Source organism: Halorubellus litoreus, assembly GCF_055378595.1.
The window spans coordinates 3,532,133-3,547,902 of sequence record NZ_AP043836.1 but is presented as its reverse complement, the minus strand read 5'-3'; the positions used below and the strand labels follow the sequence as shown (position 1 = coordinate 3,547,902).

At 67.8% G+C, this 15,770-nt stretch carries 12 protein-coding genes and 1 tRNA gene; 8 read left to right on the top strand and 5 right to left on the bottom strand.

Annotation, left to right across the window (positions count from 1 at the left end; all coding sequences use genetic code 11):
* Positions 1–383 precede the first annotated feature (383 nt).
* From ACZ48X_RS22065 to ACZ48X_RS22050, 4 genes are all read left to right on the top strand, one after another.
* A complete protein-coding gene (locus ACZ48X_RS22065; RefSeq protein WP_336350340.1) occupies positions 384–1,604 on the top strand; it encodes a phosphoglycerate kinase in 1,221 nt (406 codons plus the stop codon).
* Positions 1,605–2,141 carry a GNAT family N-acetyltransferase gene (locus ACZ48X_RS22060; protein WP_336350341.1) on the top strand — a complete coding sequence of 179 codons (537 nt, stop codon included), beginning with the start codon at positions 1,605–1,607 and terminating at the stop codon, positions 2,139–2,141. It abuts the gene before it with no gap.
* Positions 2,142–2,148: 7 nt separating this feature from the next.
* A tRNA-Thr gene (locus tag ACZ48X_RS22055) sits at positions 2,149–2,222 on the top strand.
* A 298-nt stretch (positions 2,223–2,520) separates the two neighbouring features.
* Positions 2,521–3,129 (top strand): response regulator transcription factor, encoded by a 609-nt coding sequence (locus tag ACZ48X_RS22050; protein ID WP_336350342.1) that lies wholly within the window; start codon positions 2,521–2,523, stop codon positions 3,127–3,129.
* 26 nt (positions 3,130–3,155) lie between these two features.
* Here ACZ48X_RS22050 and ACZ48X_RS22045 read toward each other — a convergent pair whose 3' ends face one another.
* The 5 genes from ACZ48X_RS22045 to ACZ48X_RS22025 all read right to left on the bottom strand — a co-directional run bounded on the left by ACZ48X_RS22045 (position 3,156) and on the right by ACZ48X_RS22025 (position 10,458).
* Positions 3,156–5,180, bottom strand: coding sequence for a PAS domain S-box protein (locus ACZ48X_RS22045; RefSeq protein ID WP_336350343.1), 2,025 nt, complete (start codon positions 5,178–5,180; stop codon positions 3,156–3,158).
* A gap of 153 nt (positions 5,181–5,333) precedes the next feature.
* Positions 5,334–6,488: an acyl-CoA dehydrogenase family protein gene (locus ACZ48X_RS22040; RefSeq protein WP_336350344.1), complete on the bottom strand. Its 1,155-nt coding sequence runs from the start codon at positions 6,486–6,488 to the stop codon at positions 5,334–5,336.
* A 150-nt stretch (positions 6,489–6,638) separates the two neighbouring features.
* Positions 6,639–8,129 (bottom strand): hypothetical protein, encoded by a 1,491-nt coding sequence (locus ACZ48X_RS22035; RefSeq protein ID WP_336350345.1) that lies wholly within the window; start codon positions 8,127–8,129, stop codon positions 6,639–6,641.
* A gap of 95 nt (positions 8,130–8,224) precedes the next feature.
* Positions 8,225–9,883, bottom strand: coding sequence for a long-chain fatty acid--CoA ligase (locus ACZ48X_RS22030; RefSeq protein ID WP_336350346.1), 1,659 nt, complete (start codon positions 9,881–9,883; stop codon positions 8,225–8,227).
* A gap of 101 nt (positions 9,884–9,984) precedes the next feature.
* Positions 9,985–10,458, bottom strand: coding sequence for a hypothetical protein (locus ACZ48X_RS22025; protein WP_336350347.1), 474 nt, complete (start codon positions 10,456–10,458; stop codon positions 9,985–9,987).
* A gap of 82 nt (positions 10,459–10,540) precedes the next feature.
* On the opposite strand from ACZ48X_RS22025, the gene ACZ48X_RS22020 reads away from it, so the two are divergent.
* The 4 genes from ACZ48X_RS22020 (at position 10,541) to ACZ48X_RS22005 (ending at position 15,666) form a co-directional block, all read left to right on the top strand.
* Positions 10,541–10,942, top strand: coding sequence for a CBS domain-containing protein (locus tag ACZ48X_RS22020; RefSeq protein ID WP_336350348.1), 402 nt, complete (start codon positions 10,541–10,543; stop codon positions 10,940–10,942).
* A 67-nt stretch (positions 10,943–11,009) separates the two neighbouring features.
* Positions 11,010–11,783, top strand: coding sequence for a creatininase family protein (locus tag ACZ48X_RS22015; protein WP_336350349.1), 774 nt, complete (start codon positions 11,010–11,012; stop codon positions 11,781–11,783).
* A gap of 229 nt (positions 11,784–12,012) precedes the next feature.
* Positions 12,013–13,110, top strand: a complete 1,098-nt coding sequence (locus ACZ48X_RS22010) for an aminopeptidase (protein WP_336350350.1) — start codon at positions 12,013–12,015, stop codon at positions 13,108–13,110.
* Between the two features lie 210 nt (positions 13,111–13,320).
* Positions 13,321–15,666 (top strand): methyl-accepting chemotaxis protein, encoded by a 2,346-nt coding sequence (locus ACZ48X_RS22005; RefSeq protein WP_336350351.1) that lies wholly within the window; start codon positions 13,321–13,323, stop codon positions 15,664–15,666.
* The last annotated feature ends 104 nt before the right edge of the window (positions 15,667–15,770 follow it).

The following is a 15,770-nucleotide window of genomic DNA, read 5'->3' as shown; positions in this document are numbered from 1 at the left end:
CCTATCATTTCCGTTGGATACGGAGTGGCCGACGAGGAGCGTCCGGTCGCCGTAGCCGTTCGTCCGAAGGCGCCCGGTTACTACGTCGGGTTTCCACCGGTTCGAGAGCACGTCACCGTTCAGAAACTACCACGTATCGAACCAGCGTTTATAATAAAACAGACCAGTCTGGTGGCCGTCTGGATATCGACGGTACCGCCGCCAGACGCCGGGATTGCATCGCGTACGGCGGTCACGTCACCTGGAAGGTCATGGCACTCGCCAAATCCATTCAGGATGCTGTCACACCCCACGAGAGTTCAACTCACACAGTGAATCGTGGCAACGAACCCGCCCTGTCGAACAAAGAAAGGTCTTTCACGGGGCCCCGCGGAACCCCAAGCATGCCGTTGGAGACCCTGGACGACGCCACCCTCGACGGTGCCGCCGTCGCGGTCCGCGTGGACGTGAACAGTCCACTCACAGCGGACGGCGCGCTCGCCGACGACGCGCGCCTCCAGGCCCACCACGACACGCTCGCAGAGTTGACCGACCGCGGCGCCCGCGTCGCCGTCCTCGCCCACCAGGGACGTCCCGGTGGCGACCAGTTCTCGCAACTGCGTCCACACGCCGAACGGTTCGACGAACTCCTCGACGTCCCCGTCTCGTACCTGGACGCGACCTACAACCAGCAGGCGAGGGACACCGTCGAGGCGCTCGAGCCCGGCGAAGCGGTCGTCCTCGAGAACACGCGCTTCTACAGCGAGGAGTACATGGAGCTCGACCCCGCTGTCGCCGGCGGGACGCATCTCGTCGAGGGGCTCGTCCCGGTCCTCGACTACTACGTGAACGACGCGTTCGCTGCCGCGCACCGCTCGCAGCCGTCGCTCGTCGGCTTCCAGCAGCACCTTCCGAGCTACATGGGTCGCGTGATGGAGGAGGAGATCTCGGTGCTCGGGAACGTCGACGAGACCCCGCGTCCACGCGTCTACCTCCTCGGTGGCGCGAAGGTCTCCGATTCGGTGGACGTGGCGTGGGACGTCCTCGAATCCGGGATGGCGGATCAGGTGTTGACGACGGGCGTCGTCGGGAACGTGTTCCTGCTCGCGGACGGCGTCGACATCGGTGACGCGTCCTCGGACTTCATCTACGACCAGGGGTACTGGGACCAGATCGATCGCGCAGCGGACCTCCTGGACGCGCACGGTGACCGCGTGCGGTTCCCGCAGGACGTCGCGGTGGAACGCGACGGTGAACGCCACGAACTCGGACTGAACGCGCTCCCGAGTGCGGACGGGGAGGCGGCGATGGACGTCGGGAGCGAGACCATCCGCTTGTACCGGAGCGTCCTCGAGTCCGCGGAGACGGTTATCCTGAACGGTCCTGCGGGCGTGTTCGAGGACGACCTCTTCGGTCGTGGGACTCGCGAGCTGTACGCGGCGGCGAGCGAGGCGTCGTACAGTATCGTCGGCGGCGGGGACACCGCTGCAGCGATCCGGAAGTTCGACCTGACGGGGTTCGACCACCTGTCGACGGGTGGCGGTGCGTGCCTGCGGATGCTGACGGACGGCGACCTCCCTGCGGTCGAGGCGTTGCGGAACGCGCCGACGGTGCGGGAGGCGTAGATGCGTATCGAGCCGGCGCGCGCTCGCGACGTGGATGCGCTCGCTGACGCGTGGGTGGCGCTCGCCGCGGAGCAGCGCGCGCACGGGTCGCATCTCGAAGCCGCGGCGAACCGTGCTCGGATACGCGAGTCGATGGCGCATCACGTCGTCGACGATTCCTGTCTCGTCGCTCGCCGGGAGGACGCGCCGGCGGAGGACGCGCCGATGGAGGATGCGGCGGCGGACGAGCATGGGTTCGTGGGGTTCGTGACGTTCTCCGTGGACGACGGTGGGTACGAGATGGATGCGTCTCGTGGGAGCGTCGAGAACCTGTTCGTGCGGGCGGGGTCGCGTGGGGCTGGCGTTGGCGCGGCGCTGTTGTCGGCGGCGGAGGACGCGCTCGCGGCTCGTGGCGTCGAGGTGGTGTCCCTGGAGGTGCTCGCGCGCAACGACCGTGCTCGCGAGTTCTACGACCGCGAGGGCTACCGCGAACAGCGCGTCGTCGTCGAGAAGCGAGTCGATGTCGAAACGGATACAAAGGGCAACCTCGGAGAGTGAATCACGCGCCAGGAGAGCATGGGCGGTTCATGCACTCGACTTGTAATCGAGACTTCGGGGGTTCGAATCCCCCTCCTGGCTCTTCTGTCGCGAACGACGGTGAGCGACGAAGAGCGAACGGTTTCGAATCCCCGAGTGGTTGGTGTGTTGCCAATCCGCATGGTGGTCTGGTGGTTGGTTGACGTGTCGAGAGCGACGTGTCGGCTTCCGTTCTGGTCCGAGCGATGATACGGATGTGGGCCGGTGGCGCGTCGACCGCCATGAGGGTGCATGTTGCGAGACGGCCGTCGATGCGACCCAGTTCGTAACTCGCACATAATTTTCAGAAGTTAGAACAGTGGTCGCGGCATTTATGAAGCATTGTCTCCATGGGTCGAACGTGGCAGCAAACGACGGACAAGAGGGAGGTGGTCCATCCGATGGGGGACTGGAGGTCCTCGTCGTCGACGACGAGTCGCGGCTGGCGGATCTCTTCACCGCCTGGCTGACGACGGAGTACGAGGTGGAAGCCGCCTACGACGGCGAATCAGCACTGGAACTGATGAGCGAGTCCGTCCAGGTCGTCCTCCTCGACCGACGGATGCCCGGGCTCTCCGGCGACGAGGTCCTCGAAGAGATCCGCGACCGCGGCTACGACTGCCGGGTCGTGATGGTCACCGCCGTCGACCCGGACTTCGACATCATCGAGATGGGGTTCGACGACTACCTCGTCAAACCCGTCTCCAAGGACGAACTCATGGAGGTCGTCGAGAGCGTGCAATCGCGCTCCACGTACGAGAACGACATCCAGGAGTACTACGCGCTCGTCTCCAAGAAGAGCCTCCTGGAGTCCGAGAAGTCCGAGCGCGAGCTCGCGGACAACGACGAGTACCAGGAGCTCACCGCGCGCGTCGACGAACTCCGCGGGCGCGTCGACGACGCGGTCTCCGGGATGGAGGACCACGACGACTTCGTCGGCGCGTTCCAGGACCTCCCCGGCGAACAGTAACCAGCAGTCACGACCACTCGCCTCCCTCACGCGCCGTCGACGTCCTCGAATTCGAACCGAGCGCCACCGTCTTCGTTCTCCACGACGTCCACCGTCCAGCCGTGCGCGGACGCCACTTCTCGCACCACCCAGAGGCCGATACCGAGGCCTTCGTCGCTCGTCGTGAACTCAGAGTCGAACGCGTGCTCGCGGATCTCCGCGGGCATCCCTGGACCGTCGTCGGCGACGTAGAACCCCGTTCGAGCCGGTGAATCGTCGCCGGCGAACTCGAATCCGCTGGCGTGACCGACCGCGAGCGGGCCGACGGTCACCGTGACGTCGCGCCCGCCGTGCTCGATGGCGTCGTCGGACTCCGTCCGACTGCTCGTGGAACCGTGTTCCACGGCGTTCCGGAACAGGTTCTCGAACGACCGGAGGAGCCGCGACCGGTCCGCGGCGAACCGGAGGTCACCCTCCACTTCGAGCGTCGCCGACTCCGTCTCGACGTTCGACCACGCTTCGCGTGCCAGCCCGACGAGTTCGATGGGTTCGGTCTCCGTGACCGTCTGCCCCTGTCTGGCGAGCGCGAGGACGTCCCCGATGATGTCCTCCATGCGGTCGAGGCCGTCCTTCACGTGCCCGAGGTACTCCGCGACCGCTTCGTCGCTCTCCTCTCTCGCGAGGTCCAGGTAGCCCTGTGAGACGCCCAGGGGGTTCCGGAGGTCGTGACTGACGATGCTCGCGAACGCCTCCAGTCGCTCGTTCTGGCGTTCGAGTTCCTGCTCGCGGCGCTTCCGTTCGGTGATGTCGCGGACGACGCCGACCGTTCCGCGGAACTCGTCGTCGTACGGGAGGAGCGCGATCTGGACCTCGCCGGGGTACGGGTCACCGGATTTCGGGCGGACCTGGACCTCCTTGGTCTCCGCCGTCATCTGGTTCCGCTCGTACATCTCGCGGACGAGCTGGCGGCCCTCGTCGATCGCGTCGTCCTCGAGGATGATGGAGATGTGCTCGCCGAGCAACCCCTCCCTCGAGTAGCCCGTCATCTCCATGAGGCCGTTGTTCACCGTCATGAAGTGTCCGTCCGAGTCGAGCGCGTACATGCCGTCGCCGACGGTCTCCACGAGGCGCTCGTAGCGCTTCAGGATGCGTTCCTGCTGGTCGATACGACCGCGGATCGCCATCGTGTCGAGCGCGTACGACACCGTCCGCGATATCTCCTCGACGCCCGACACCTCCATGTCGCTGAAGCCGTCGGGGTCCTTCGAGTACACGCCGAGGATGCCGTACAGTTCGTCCTCGACGTACAGCGGCGCGACGAGCGCGCTCCGACAGCCGCGGTCGCTCGCCGCTCGCCGCCACGGCACCGATATCTCGTGGTCGTCGACGTCCTGCACGACCTGGACCTCGCGCGTCCGGAGCGCACGGTCGACGACGCCGCCAGTGCCGACGGGGAACGTCGTACTCACCGGCCAGTCGTCGATGCCCGCGGACACCCACGGGACGACCTGGCCTTCGCCGCGGTCGTACTCGCCGATGAACGAGAACGCGTACCGGCCGCCGAGCGTGAGTTGCTCGCAGACCGCTGCTTCGATGTCCATCGGGGATTCCGCGTCGACGAGCGCGCGCTTGACGTCCCGGACGACGTCCTCCGGTCGATTCCCGCCGGGTGGTGCGGCGTCGCCACCGCCGGGCGTTCGGACGACCGAGTTCGCCACCCACCCCGCGAACGCGTCGTCGCTCCCGGGGTCACCGATGCCGTCGAGGTACTCGACGACCTCCATGATGGCGGCGCCGTCCCCGCGCTCGGTCCTGTACTCGGAGACGACGAGCAACGTCAGCTCGGGATGGCGTTCGCGCGCCGCTTGCAGTATCGCTGGCGCCGATTCGACGGTCGCGAGGTCGCTCACGACGCAATCGGGGTCGCCGGCGGCGAGCTGTTCGATGATGCCCTCGAAGCCGGCTGCGGTCTCGACGTCGACGTTCGGGTACGACCACTCGAGTGGTGCGGCGAGCCGGTCCCGTAGCTGCGCGTCGTTGCTGATGACGAGGACCGAGTTCGTCGAACTCATCTGGTCAACTCCCTGCCGGGGCTGTCGTGCGACGATGCCCCACGCTACCTACCTCCACCCTTGACCATTCCGGGTAATAATGCTTGCCGTCGCGTTCGACGACGGGGAGGGGCGTCGCCGTCGCACGGCCGTGCCGTGGCCGTCGCGTCGCGGTCAGGTCCCGGGGCGCTGGCCGTAGACGAGGTTCCGCTGGACCTCGCTCGCGCCCTCGTAGATGACGGGGATGCGGACGTCGCGGTACACCCGAGAGATGCGGCGGTCCGTGAGCACGCTCCGGCCGCCGTGGAACTGCATGCCCTGTTCGGCGCAGTCGACCGCCGTCTCCGTCGCCTTCGTCTTCGCCATCGCCGCCCAGTACCCCGAGTCCTCGTGGTTCGCGACCTTGTCAGCGGCGCGCCACGTGAGCGCTCGCGCGCTCTCGAACTCGATGAGCATGTCAGCGAGCCCGTGCTGGACCGCCTGGAACTCGGAGACCGGGCGCCCGAACTGCTCGCGTTCGTGCGTGAAGTCCCACGCCTCCTCGATGGCTGCGGCGGCGAGCCCGAGGCCGTGACCGGCGACGACGACCCGCCCCATGTTGAAGAACTCCGCGAGCATCAGGAACCCGTTCCCCTCGAACCCGATGACGTTCTCCTCGGGGATGCGTGCGTCGTCGAACGTGATGTGCGCCTGCTTGGACGCCCGGAACCCCATCTTCTCGGGGATGTGCTCGGCCTCGTACCCGTCGATGTCCGTCGGGACGATGAACAGCGTGTGGTTCCCGTAGCGGTTATCGGAGTCGTCCGTACGGGCGTAGAGCGTGATCCAGTCCGCCTCCACGCCGTTGCCGATCCAGTACTTCTCGCCGTTGATGACGTACTCGTCGCCGTCCTTCTCCGCGAACGTCGACACGCCCGACAGGTCGCTCCCCGTCTCGGGTTCGGACACCGCGAGCCCCGATATCTGGTCGCCCTCGGCGACCGGTCGCAGGTACTCCTCCTTCTGTTCCTCGTTCCCGTGGTCGTAGAGGATCTCGCACCCGAAGCTCGCGAGCTGGAGCGTCAGCGCGATGCCGGCGTCCGCGCGATAGAACTCCTCGGTCATCGCGAGCAACTCGTGGAGCGAGAGCCCGCGGCCGCCCCACTCCTCGGGGATGTCCTGCGCGACCAGGTTCGCCTCCTGGCCGGCCTCCAGGATCTCGTGGGGGTAGTCGCCCGTCCGGTAGTACTCCTCGGCGTTCGGCGCGATGTGTTCCTCGGCGAACTCGCGCGCCTCCTGCTTGATGTCGCGCGCTTCCTCGGGGACCACGCTATCGTCTAGCAGTTCCATACCCCGGCTTCGGGCCTTGGACACAAATACGGTCGGGCCGCCCGACCCGAATCGCGCCGGAAACCGCCGGTTCGTTGCCTCACGAGTCGGTCGAAGCGGTCGACGCCTCCAAGCGACCGAGCGCGCCGTTCCCGTGACCGAGCGCGCCGTTCACCCGTAACTCATCGCGTACGCGTCGCCGTCGTACGTGAACGTGAGGCCGCTGCTATCGGGGTCGATCCAGGCGACGGTCTGGACGACGTCGCTGGGCTCGGTGTGGTAGACGACGGCGTCGACGTCGCTCGCGGCGCGGAGTTCGACGATGGCGTTCCGGAGGGCGTCGCGCTGGAGGACCTGCTCGGTGATGAGTGGGACTGCGTCCGCGTCGTCGGCGAGTCGTTCCAGCCGGAGGGTGGCGACCGCGCTCTCGTCTGGCGTGGTGTGGAGGTGGCGGACGCCGTCGCGGTCGGTCGCGTGGTCGACGGCGCCGGTGCCGTCGACGCGCGGTGGGTTCCCGACGAGCGTGAAGAGCGCTGCCGTGGGACGCCCCGAGCCAGGGTTGTCTCCCGGGAGCGCGAGCGTCGCGGGGTACGCGAGCGCGTATCGCCCCTGGCCGAGTCCACCGACGGCACGCCGGTCGTCGTCGCTGGGGGCGTCCGCGTCGGTGTGGAGGGAGAGTGCGACCGTGGACGTCGTTCCAGGGTAGACGGGCCGGTCGCCTGGCGCGTCGGCGCGCCCGGTGAGTGGAGCGATGGGATACCAGCGGTCGTCCTCGAGCTTGTAGAGCGCCCACGCGCTCTCGTCGACGACGATGCGACGGTACGTCTGATTGTAGAGCGCGAAGCGAGCGGTCGTCGACGGCAGTCCGAACTGCTCGCTCCGCGGGCGCAGGAAGAGGTCAGCGTTGGCCTCGTGGTACCAGCGCGTGCTCGCGAACCCCGGGAGTGAGGGGACGTCGACGTCGGCGTACGCGGAGTCACCGGGTTGCTCACGGGTGAACGAACACACCGAGAACCCCCAGCCTGCGTCCGCCTGGAACCGGTACGTCCCGGGGTGCAGACAGCGGTCGTTCGCCCACGGCGTGACGAGGTAGTACTCGCGCTCGAACGCATCCCCGGGGGCGAGCGTTCGCGTCCCCGTGGTCGCGTCCTCGGGGCCGACGGGGAGTTTCGGCCGCCAGCACCCCTGGTCGCGGCGGACGAGCGCGTCGAACGGCGCACCGGCGCGTCGCGGCACGAGGAACATCGGGCGCGTCGACCCGTCTTCCGTCTCGTGAACGCCGCGGTACGCGCTCAGGGGTGGCGTCGCCCCGGCGGCGAGTTCGACGGGCTGGTCGGCGCTCTCGAGGACCTGGACGCGAGCGTACACCGTCGCGGGGTCGTCGCTCGACGGCACGGTCGTGAACCCGAGCGTCACCGCGACGTCGTCCGGGATGCTACTCGGGACGGTGATGGCGACCCGGTGGTCGTCGTTCCCGGGGACGGCGAACCCACGACTGACGCCCTCACTGGGCGGGTCGAACGACATCTCGGTGGTGGATTCGGTCGTGGTGTCGGACACCGCGAACGTCTCCCGTGGGCGCTCGCTGTCGTCGAGCATCGAGCATCCCGCGGTCGCGGACGCCGAAGCGGTGAGAGCTGCGAGGAGGGCACGGCGGCGCATACGCGTTCGTTCCGGCGCACGAACGAAAAAAGGTGCGACGTCCCGAACCGACGAGGGCTCGAGACCGGCACCCGACGGCTACGTGGTGCGTCTCGTCACTCGTCCTCGGGTGCGGCCTCGTCCGGGACCTTCCCCTCGACGAGACTCTCGTCGGCGTACTCCTCGCGCAGTACCTTCTTGTCGAACTTCCCGGTCGCCGTCTTCGGGACCTCCTCGATGAAGAGGACGTCGTCGGGCACCCACCACTTCGGGTACTCCGCTTCGATGGTCGCGAGCACCGCCTCCTTCAGCGCGTCCGAATCCGCGCCCTCCGAGGGGACGACGAACGCGACCGGTCGTTCCTGCCAGCGCTCGTGAGGGACGCCGATGACGGTCGCCTCCGCGACGTCGTCGACCGCCATCAGCGCGTTCTCCAGTTCCACGCTCGAGATCCACTCGCCGCCGGACTTGATGACGTCCTTCGCGCGGTCCACGATCTTCACGTACCCCTCCTCGTCGACCGTGACGACGTCACCGGTCTTCAGCCAGCCGTCCTCGAAGTCCTCCTCGTTCGCCTCCGGGCGCTCGAAGTACTCCTGGGTCACCCACGGGCCCTTCACCCAGAGCTCGCCGAAGTCCTCGCCGTTCCACGGTACCTCAGTGCCGTCGTCGCCGACGACCTTCATCTCGAGCCCGGGGACGAGGAGGCCCTGTTTCGCGCGCTTGGCGTACCGCTCGTCGTCACTGATGTCGTCCATCCCGGGCTTGAGGTGGCTGGCGGTGCCGAGCGGACTCATCTCCGTCATCCCCCACGCGTGCAGGACCGTGACGTCGAACTGCTTGTCGTACGTCTCGATGAGGGACTCTGGTGCGGCGCTCCCACCGATGACGATGCGGTCGAGCGACGACAGGTCCACCTCGTTCTCCTTCGCGTACTCGAGCAAGCCGAGCCAGACCGTCGGCACGCCCGCGGTCACGGTCACGCCCTCCTCCTCGATGAGTCGCGCGACGTCCTCGGGCTCCGGCGAGGGGCCGGGATAGACGTGCTTCGCGCCCGCTGCCGTGCACGTGAACGGGAGGCCCCACGCGTTCACGTGGAACATCGGGACGAGCGGCATCACGACGTCGTCCGCGCCGAGGTCGAGCCCGGACTGCGGGAGCGTCGCCATCGTGTGCCCCCACAGCATCTCCTGGGTGTACTCCACGCCCTTCGGCTTCCCCGTCGTCCCCGACGTGTAACACATCCCAGCGGGCTGGTCGCCCGAGAGGTCCGGCCAGTCGTAGTCGGTGTCGTGGCCCGCGACGAAGTCCTCGTAGCTCGTCACCGGGTCCAGGCTCGTGTCGGGGACCTCGCTGCTCGTGACGACGAACTGCTGCACGCCGTCGAACGCCTCGTCGTCCGCGGCGCCCTCGAGTTTCTCGAGGAGCGACGGACTGACGAACAGTATCTGGTCGTCGGCGTTCTCGACGATGTACTGGATGTGGTGGTCGGGCAGCAGCGGGTTGATGGTGTGGAGCTGCGCGCCCATGCTCGGCACGCCGAAGTACGTCTCGAAGTGCCAGTGGTCGTTCCAGCAGAACGTCGCGACGCGGTCGCCGTGCTCGATGCCGGCGTCGTCGAGCGCGTTCGCGAGCTGTGCGACGCGGTCGGCGTACTCGCCGTACCCGTAGCGTTTCTGCCCTTCGAGTGTCCGCGAGACGATCTCGCGGTCCTCGAAGAGTCGTTCGGCGCGCCACAGGAACGGTCGAAGGGTCTGTGATGAACCTCCTGGCATGGCATGCACTCGACCCGGCAGGGGCTTGTGCTTTGCCCACAACCATCTCGGTTGCCGGGACTCGAACGCGGCGCCACCACCCGGCGCGCTCGGGGCGTGCGCTACTCGCAGGGGCCCGCTTCCAGGGTCGCGTCGTCGTCGGTTATCGTGACGTTCGCGGACGGATTCGCGTCGCCGCAGTCGACGAGCCCGACCGCGAGGTACGTGCGGCCGTCGGGGTCGCCGTCGTGGACGACGTACACGAACCGCGACCCGGTCTGGCTGGCGTCCGCGGTCGCGGTCCCGTTCGGGAAGATGGGGATGGCTTCGCGGGACGTGTTCGCTGGCACGCGGACGGTGGTCACGTCGTCGAGTGAGTCGACGTCGCCGGGCTGGGTCGTCGTGGACGAGCCGTCGGCGCGTTCGAGTACCACGGTCGCGTCGGCGTCGACCTGGTACACTTCGACGACCGCGGTCCCGTCGCGTTCGTTCGAGATGGACAGCGTCTCGGCCGGTTCGCCGCCGAGGACGGCGAACCCGGCGACGGCGACGAGGAGGGCGAGGACGACCCCTGCGAGGAGTCGGGTTCGTTCCACGGTCGTCCTCACGACCTCGCCGGGGTAAGCTTTGGGTACGCCCGGCCACAACCCATACTTCGGCGGTCCGCGAAGCGGCCGTATGGACGTCAGCGAGCTCATGACGACCGACGTGGTGACCGTGCAGGTCGACGACTCGATGTGGGACGCGGCCGACCTCATGCTCCGGCATAGCGCGGGGAGCGCTATCGTGTACGACGGCGAGAAACCCGACGGCATCGTCACGCGCACGGACGCGCTCCGGGCGGCGTACCTCTCGAAGACCGCGCTCGGCGACATCGACGTCTCCCGCGAGATGAGCAGTCCGCTCGTGACGACGACCGCGACGACGAGCGTCGCGGACGCCGTCGACGAGATGGCCGAGCACGACGTCAAGCGCCTCCCCGTCGAGGAGGACCTCGACGTGGTCGGTATCGTCACGACGACGGACATCGCTCGAGCGCAACCCGAGATACTCGCCGCGTCCGACGTCGTCGAGGACTGACCGTTCGAGGGCGGACGCGCGTGCCGGTGCAGTAACCTCTTTCCCCGTCGCATCCGCCACGTCGACCATGTACCTGCCCGACCACGCGTGGCCCGACCTCGGCGAGTACTTCGAGCGCGAGTCGCTCGCACTCGTCCCCGTCGGTTCAACCGAACAGCACGGCCCGCACCTCCCCGAGTCCACCGACCACGTCATCGCCGAGAACCTCGCTCGCGAGGCCGCCGACCGCGGCGACTACCTCTGCACTGCGCCCGTGAAGGTCGGCGTGAGCACGCACCACATGCAGTTCCACGGGACGATGAGCGTCGACCCGCCCGCCTTCCGCGACTACGTGGAGAGCCTCACGCGGAACCTCACCGCGCACGGCATCGACCGCGTCGTGTACGTGAACGCCCACGGCGGGAACATGCAGCACCTCCGCGAGGTCGGCCGCCGCCTCCGCGAGGACCGCGACGCCTACGCCGTGGAGTGGATGTGGGATGAGTCCATCCCCGACCTCGTCGACGACCTGTTCGAACACAACGGCCCACACGGTGGCCCGAAGGAGACGGCGATGCTCATGCACCTGGACCCCGAGAACGTTCACGAAGAGCGCCTCGAGGAAGCCAGGGACGGCGGCCGCGTCCACCTCGAAGACGGCGACCCGACGATCCACGGTGCGCGCAACTACTACGACGCCATCGACAACTCGCCGAATGGCGTGTTCGGCGACCAGACCGACGCCACCGCCGAGAAGGGCGAGCAGTTGTTCGAGGCCGCGACCGACGAACTCGTCGCGCTCTGCGACTGGCTCGACGACCGCGCGTTCGACGACCTCATGGCGAAACCGCACGTCGACTGACCGGGTCGCCCTCGCGGGCCGCCACCGGTCCTCACATCCCCGGCTGCCGCCCCTCACGCCGGCCACCGCCGCCCCTCACGCTGGCCACCGCCGCCCCTCACGCTGGTCACCGCCGCCCCTCACGCTGGTCACCGCCGCCCCTCACGCTGGTCACCGCCGCCCCTCACGCCGCCCGTCGCCAGCCTCGTGTTTCGAAACGAATATCCCGTCACTCTGGCAGTATTTACCTATGGACGAACGCCTCCAAGAGCACGCGGAGATCATCGTCGACCACTGTACGCGCGTCGAACCGGACGACAACGTTCTGGTGCAAGCACCGACCGAGGCGGAGGACCTCGGTGTCGCCGTCATGGAGAAACTCGGTGACATCGGGGCGACCGCCACGCTCAACCTCGGGTCGAGTCGCGCGAGTCGCGCGTACCAGCTCGCGATGGACGACGACGACTGGGAGACCCCCGAGCACGTCCTCGCGATGGCGAAGGAGACGGACGTCTCCATCTCCATCCGCGCGGACTCGAACACGTTCGAGTCCAGCGACGTGCCGCCGTCGACGAACCAGGCGCGCCAGAAGGAGATGCGGCCGCTGATGGACGAGATGATGGACAAGCGCTGGCTGCTCACGCAGTACCCGGCGCCGGGGAACGCGCAGGACGCCGAGATGAGCACGGAGGCGTACGCGGACTTCGTGTTCAACGCCGTCAACAAGGACTGGGACGAACAGGAGGCGTTCCAGGCGAACATGGTCGAGATCCTCGACGACGCGGACGAGGTCCGCATCGTCTCCGGCGACACCACGGACGTCACGATGTCGGTCAGCGGGAACCCGACGAAGAACGACTGGGCGGAGCACAACCTCCCCGGCGGCGAGGTCTTCACTGCACCGCAGCCCGAGAGCGTCGAGGGCGAGGTATTGTTCGACATGCCGGTGATGGTGCAGAGCCGCGAGATAACGAACGTCCGCCTCGTGTTCGAGGACGGCGAGGTCGTCGAGCACTCCGCGGACAAGAACGAGGAGGTCCTCACGTCGGTCCTGGAGACCGACGAGGGCGCGAAGCGCCTCGGCGAGCTCGGCATCGGGATGAACCGCGACATCGACCAGTTCACGTACAACATGCTGTTCGACGAGAAGATGGGCGACACCGTCCACATGGCCATCGGGCGCGCGTACGACGACACCGTGGGCGAGGACAACGAGGTCAACCAGTCCGCGGTCCATCAGGACATGATCGTCGACATGAGCGAGGACTCGCGCATCGAGGTCGACGGCGAGGTCGTCCAGCGCAACGGCACGTTCAAGTTCGAGGACGGGTTCGAGGACGAGGCCTGAGGAGCGAGCTACCGGGTCGAGGGAGTGGGTAGGATTCTTTGTAGCACGGTGGCGTCTGGATAGGTGGGCGCTCGGCGTGGTGGGGTCCTCCGGGACCGTACAATGAGGAACGTTCTCGTGACCCTTTGATTGTGGGTGTCGTTGTCGAACGGACGATAACATATAATATTTCAGAAACTTATAGGTGGCTTGGTGGTGGGTCCTTACCCGATGGGGTCTATCATACGACGACTGGTTCCAGGACGTCTCCGACGGAACTACGCGACGAAGTTCTTCCTCGGGCTCCTCCTGGTCACCGCCGTCGCGGGTGGCGTGGGTGGTTTCGTCTACGTGAACGCTGGCGACCAGCTCCAGGACGCGACCGAAGACGAACTGACGACCACCGCGTCCCTCCAGCGCGACCAGATAGACGAGTGGTACCGCGGGACGACGAGCAACATGCAGTCGCTCCGCGTGAGCGTGTCGACGATGCAGGGCCAGCCCGAGTACTCGGGCGAGGCGATAGGGAACGCGCTCTCCGCGACCGTGGAACGACGCGAACACGTCGTCGCCGCGTACTACGGTGACTCGCGCGACGGCGAGCTCGAGATAACCTCGGGCGACCAGCGGTTCATGAAGATCGGAGGGGCGGGCGCCGGGACGCTCCGCGAACCGATACGGAAGGCGTCGGTGCAGGCGATGAACGAGAGCGGAGCCGCGGTCGGCAGCACCGCTCCCTTCCAGATCAGCGGCGACGAGGCACCGTACATGTTGTTCGCAACGACCGTGAACGGGAACCGGAACGAGACCATCTTCCTGGTCGCGGACGTCCGCTCGGTCGGCGAGGACTACCTCCTCGACCACGAGTCGGGGACCGTCGTCCTCACCGACGCCGAGGGACGCGCGCTCGCGTCGACCGAGGAGAACTACACGCCGCTCGCGGACGCGAACACGGCCGGGTACGACCCGAGCGCCGCCGACACGCGCGACGGCGACACCGCATTCAACTCGCGCGTCGAGGTCGACGGGCAGGCGTACGCGGTCGGGTCCGCGGTCGGCGAGAGCGTCCCGTGGACGGTCGCGACGCGCGTCCCGACGAGCGACGCGTACGCGCTCCAACACGCCATCTCCAACCAGATGCTCGTGCTCGTCGCGCTCGTGGTCGCGAGCCTGGGCATCCTCGGGATGACGCTCGGTCGGAACACCGTCGGGTCGGTGCGCGAACTCTCGGACGCCGCGAACCGCCTACAGGACGGCGACCTGGAGGCGACCGTCCCGACCGAACGCTCTGACGAGATCGGCGACCTCGGGCGGGCGTTCGACGACATGCGTGCGTCGCTCCGCGAACGCATCCAAGAGGTCGAACGGGCGCGGACGAACGCCGAAGCCGCTCGACAGGAGGCCGAGGCGATGCGACGGCACCTCGAACGAAAGGCCGACGCGTACGAGGCGACGATGACCGAGGTCGCTGACGGCGACCTGACGGCGCGCCTCGACCCGGACAGTCGCTCGGACGCGATGACGTCGGTCGCGGAGGCGACGAACCGGATGCTCGACGCGATCGAGGGGACGGTCGCGGACGCGAAGTCGTTCGCGGCGGCCGTGGAGGCAGCGAGCGACAGCGCCGCCGAGTCCACTACCGAGGTCGAGCGCGCGAGCGAGCAGGTCACCGAGTCCATCCAGGAGATCTCGGTCGGCGCGGACCGCCAGCACGACAACCTCCAGTCGGTGAACGTCGAGATGGAGTCGCTGTCGACGTCCACCGAGCAGATCGCGGCGACGACGAACGACGTCGCGGAGCGCGCGGAGGCGACGGCGAAGGCCGGACGCGAGGGGCGCGAAGCCGCCGAGGACGCCATCGCGGGCATGGAGGACGTCGAGGCAGAGTCCGAGGAGGCCGTCGAGGCCATCGAGGCGCTGGAGGCGGAGATGGCGGCGATCGACGAACTCGTGGAGTTCATCGCGGACGTGGCGAACCAGACGAACATGCTGGCGTTGAACGCGAACATCGAGGCGTCCCGTGGCGCGAGCGGCGACGGCGACGGCAAGGGTTTCGCGGTGGTCGCTCAAGAGGTCAAGGACCTCGCACAGGACACGCAAGACGCGGCGGCGGACGTCGAGGAGCGCCTGGAGCGAATCCGGGCGGAGACCGACCGGACCGCAGCGGAGGTCCGCGCGACCAAGAAGCAGGTCGCGGCGAACGCCGAGGACGTGCGCGCTGCCGCCGGGGCGTTGTCGACGATCGCGAAGCAGGTCGACCGGACGAACGAGGGCGTCCAGGAGATCTCGGCGGCGACCGAGGAGCAGGCGGCGAGCACCGAGGAGGTCGTCGCGATGGTCGAGGAGGCGACGACCATCAGCGAGGAGACGAGCGCGGAGGCGGAGACGGTCGCCGCGGCCGCCGAGGAGCAGACCGCGAACCTCTCGGACGTCTCGGGGCGCGTCGAGCACCTCGCGTCACAGGCTCGCGCGCTCTCCGAGCACCTCGCCGCGTTCGACGTCGGGAACGAGGCGGTCGACGTCGACGCGGACGCGGCGGCGGTGCCGTTCCAGTTCGGGGAGTCCCCCGCGAAGTGACTGGGACGGTTCGGGTGGGTGGTGCGTCGTTGCGGGTTCTTCGTCCGGGGTGCGCGCGAGCGCGCTGCCGGTGACTCGCGGGTCGTCAGCGCATCCGTCGATTC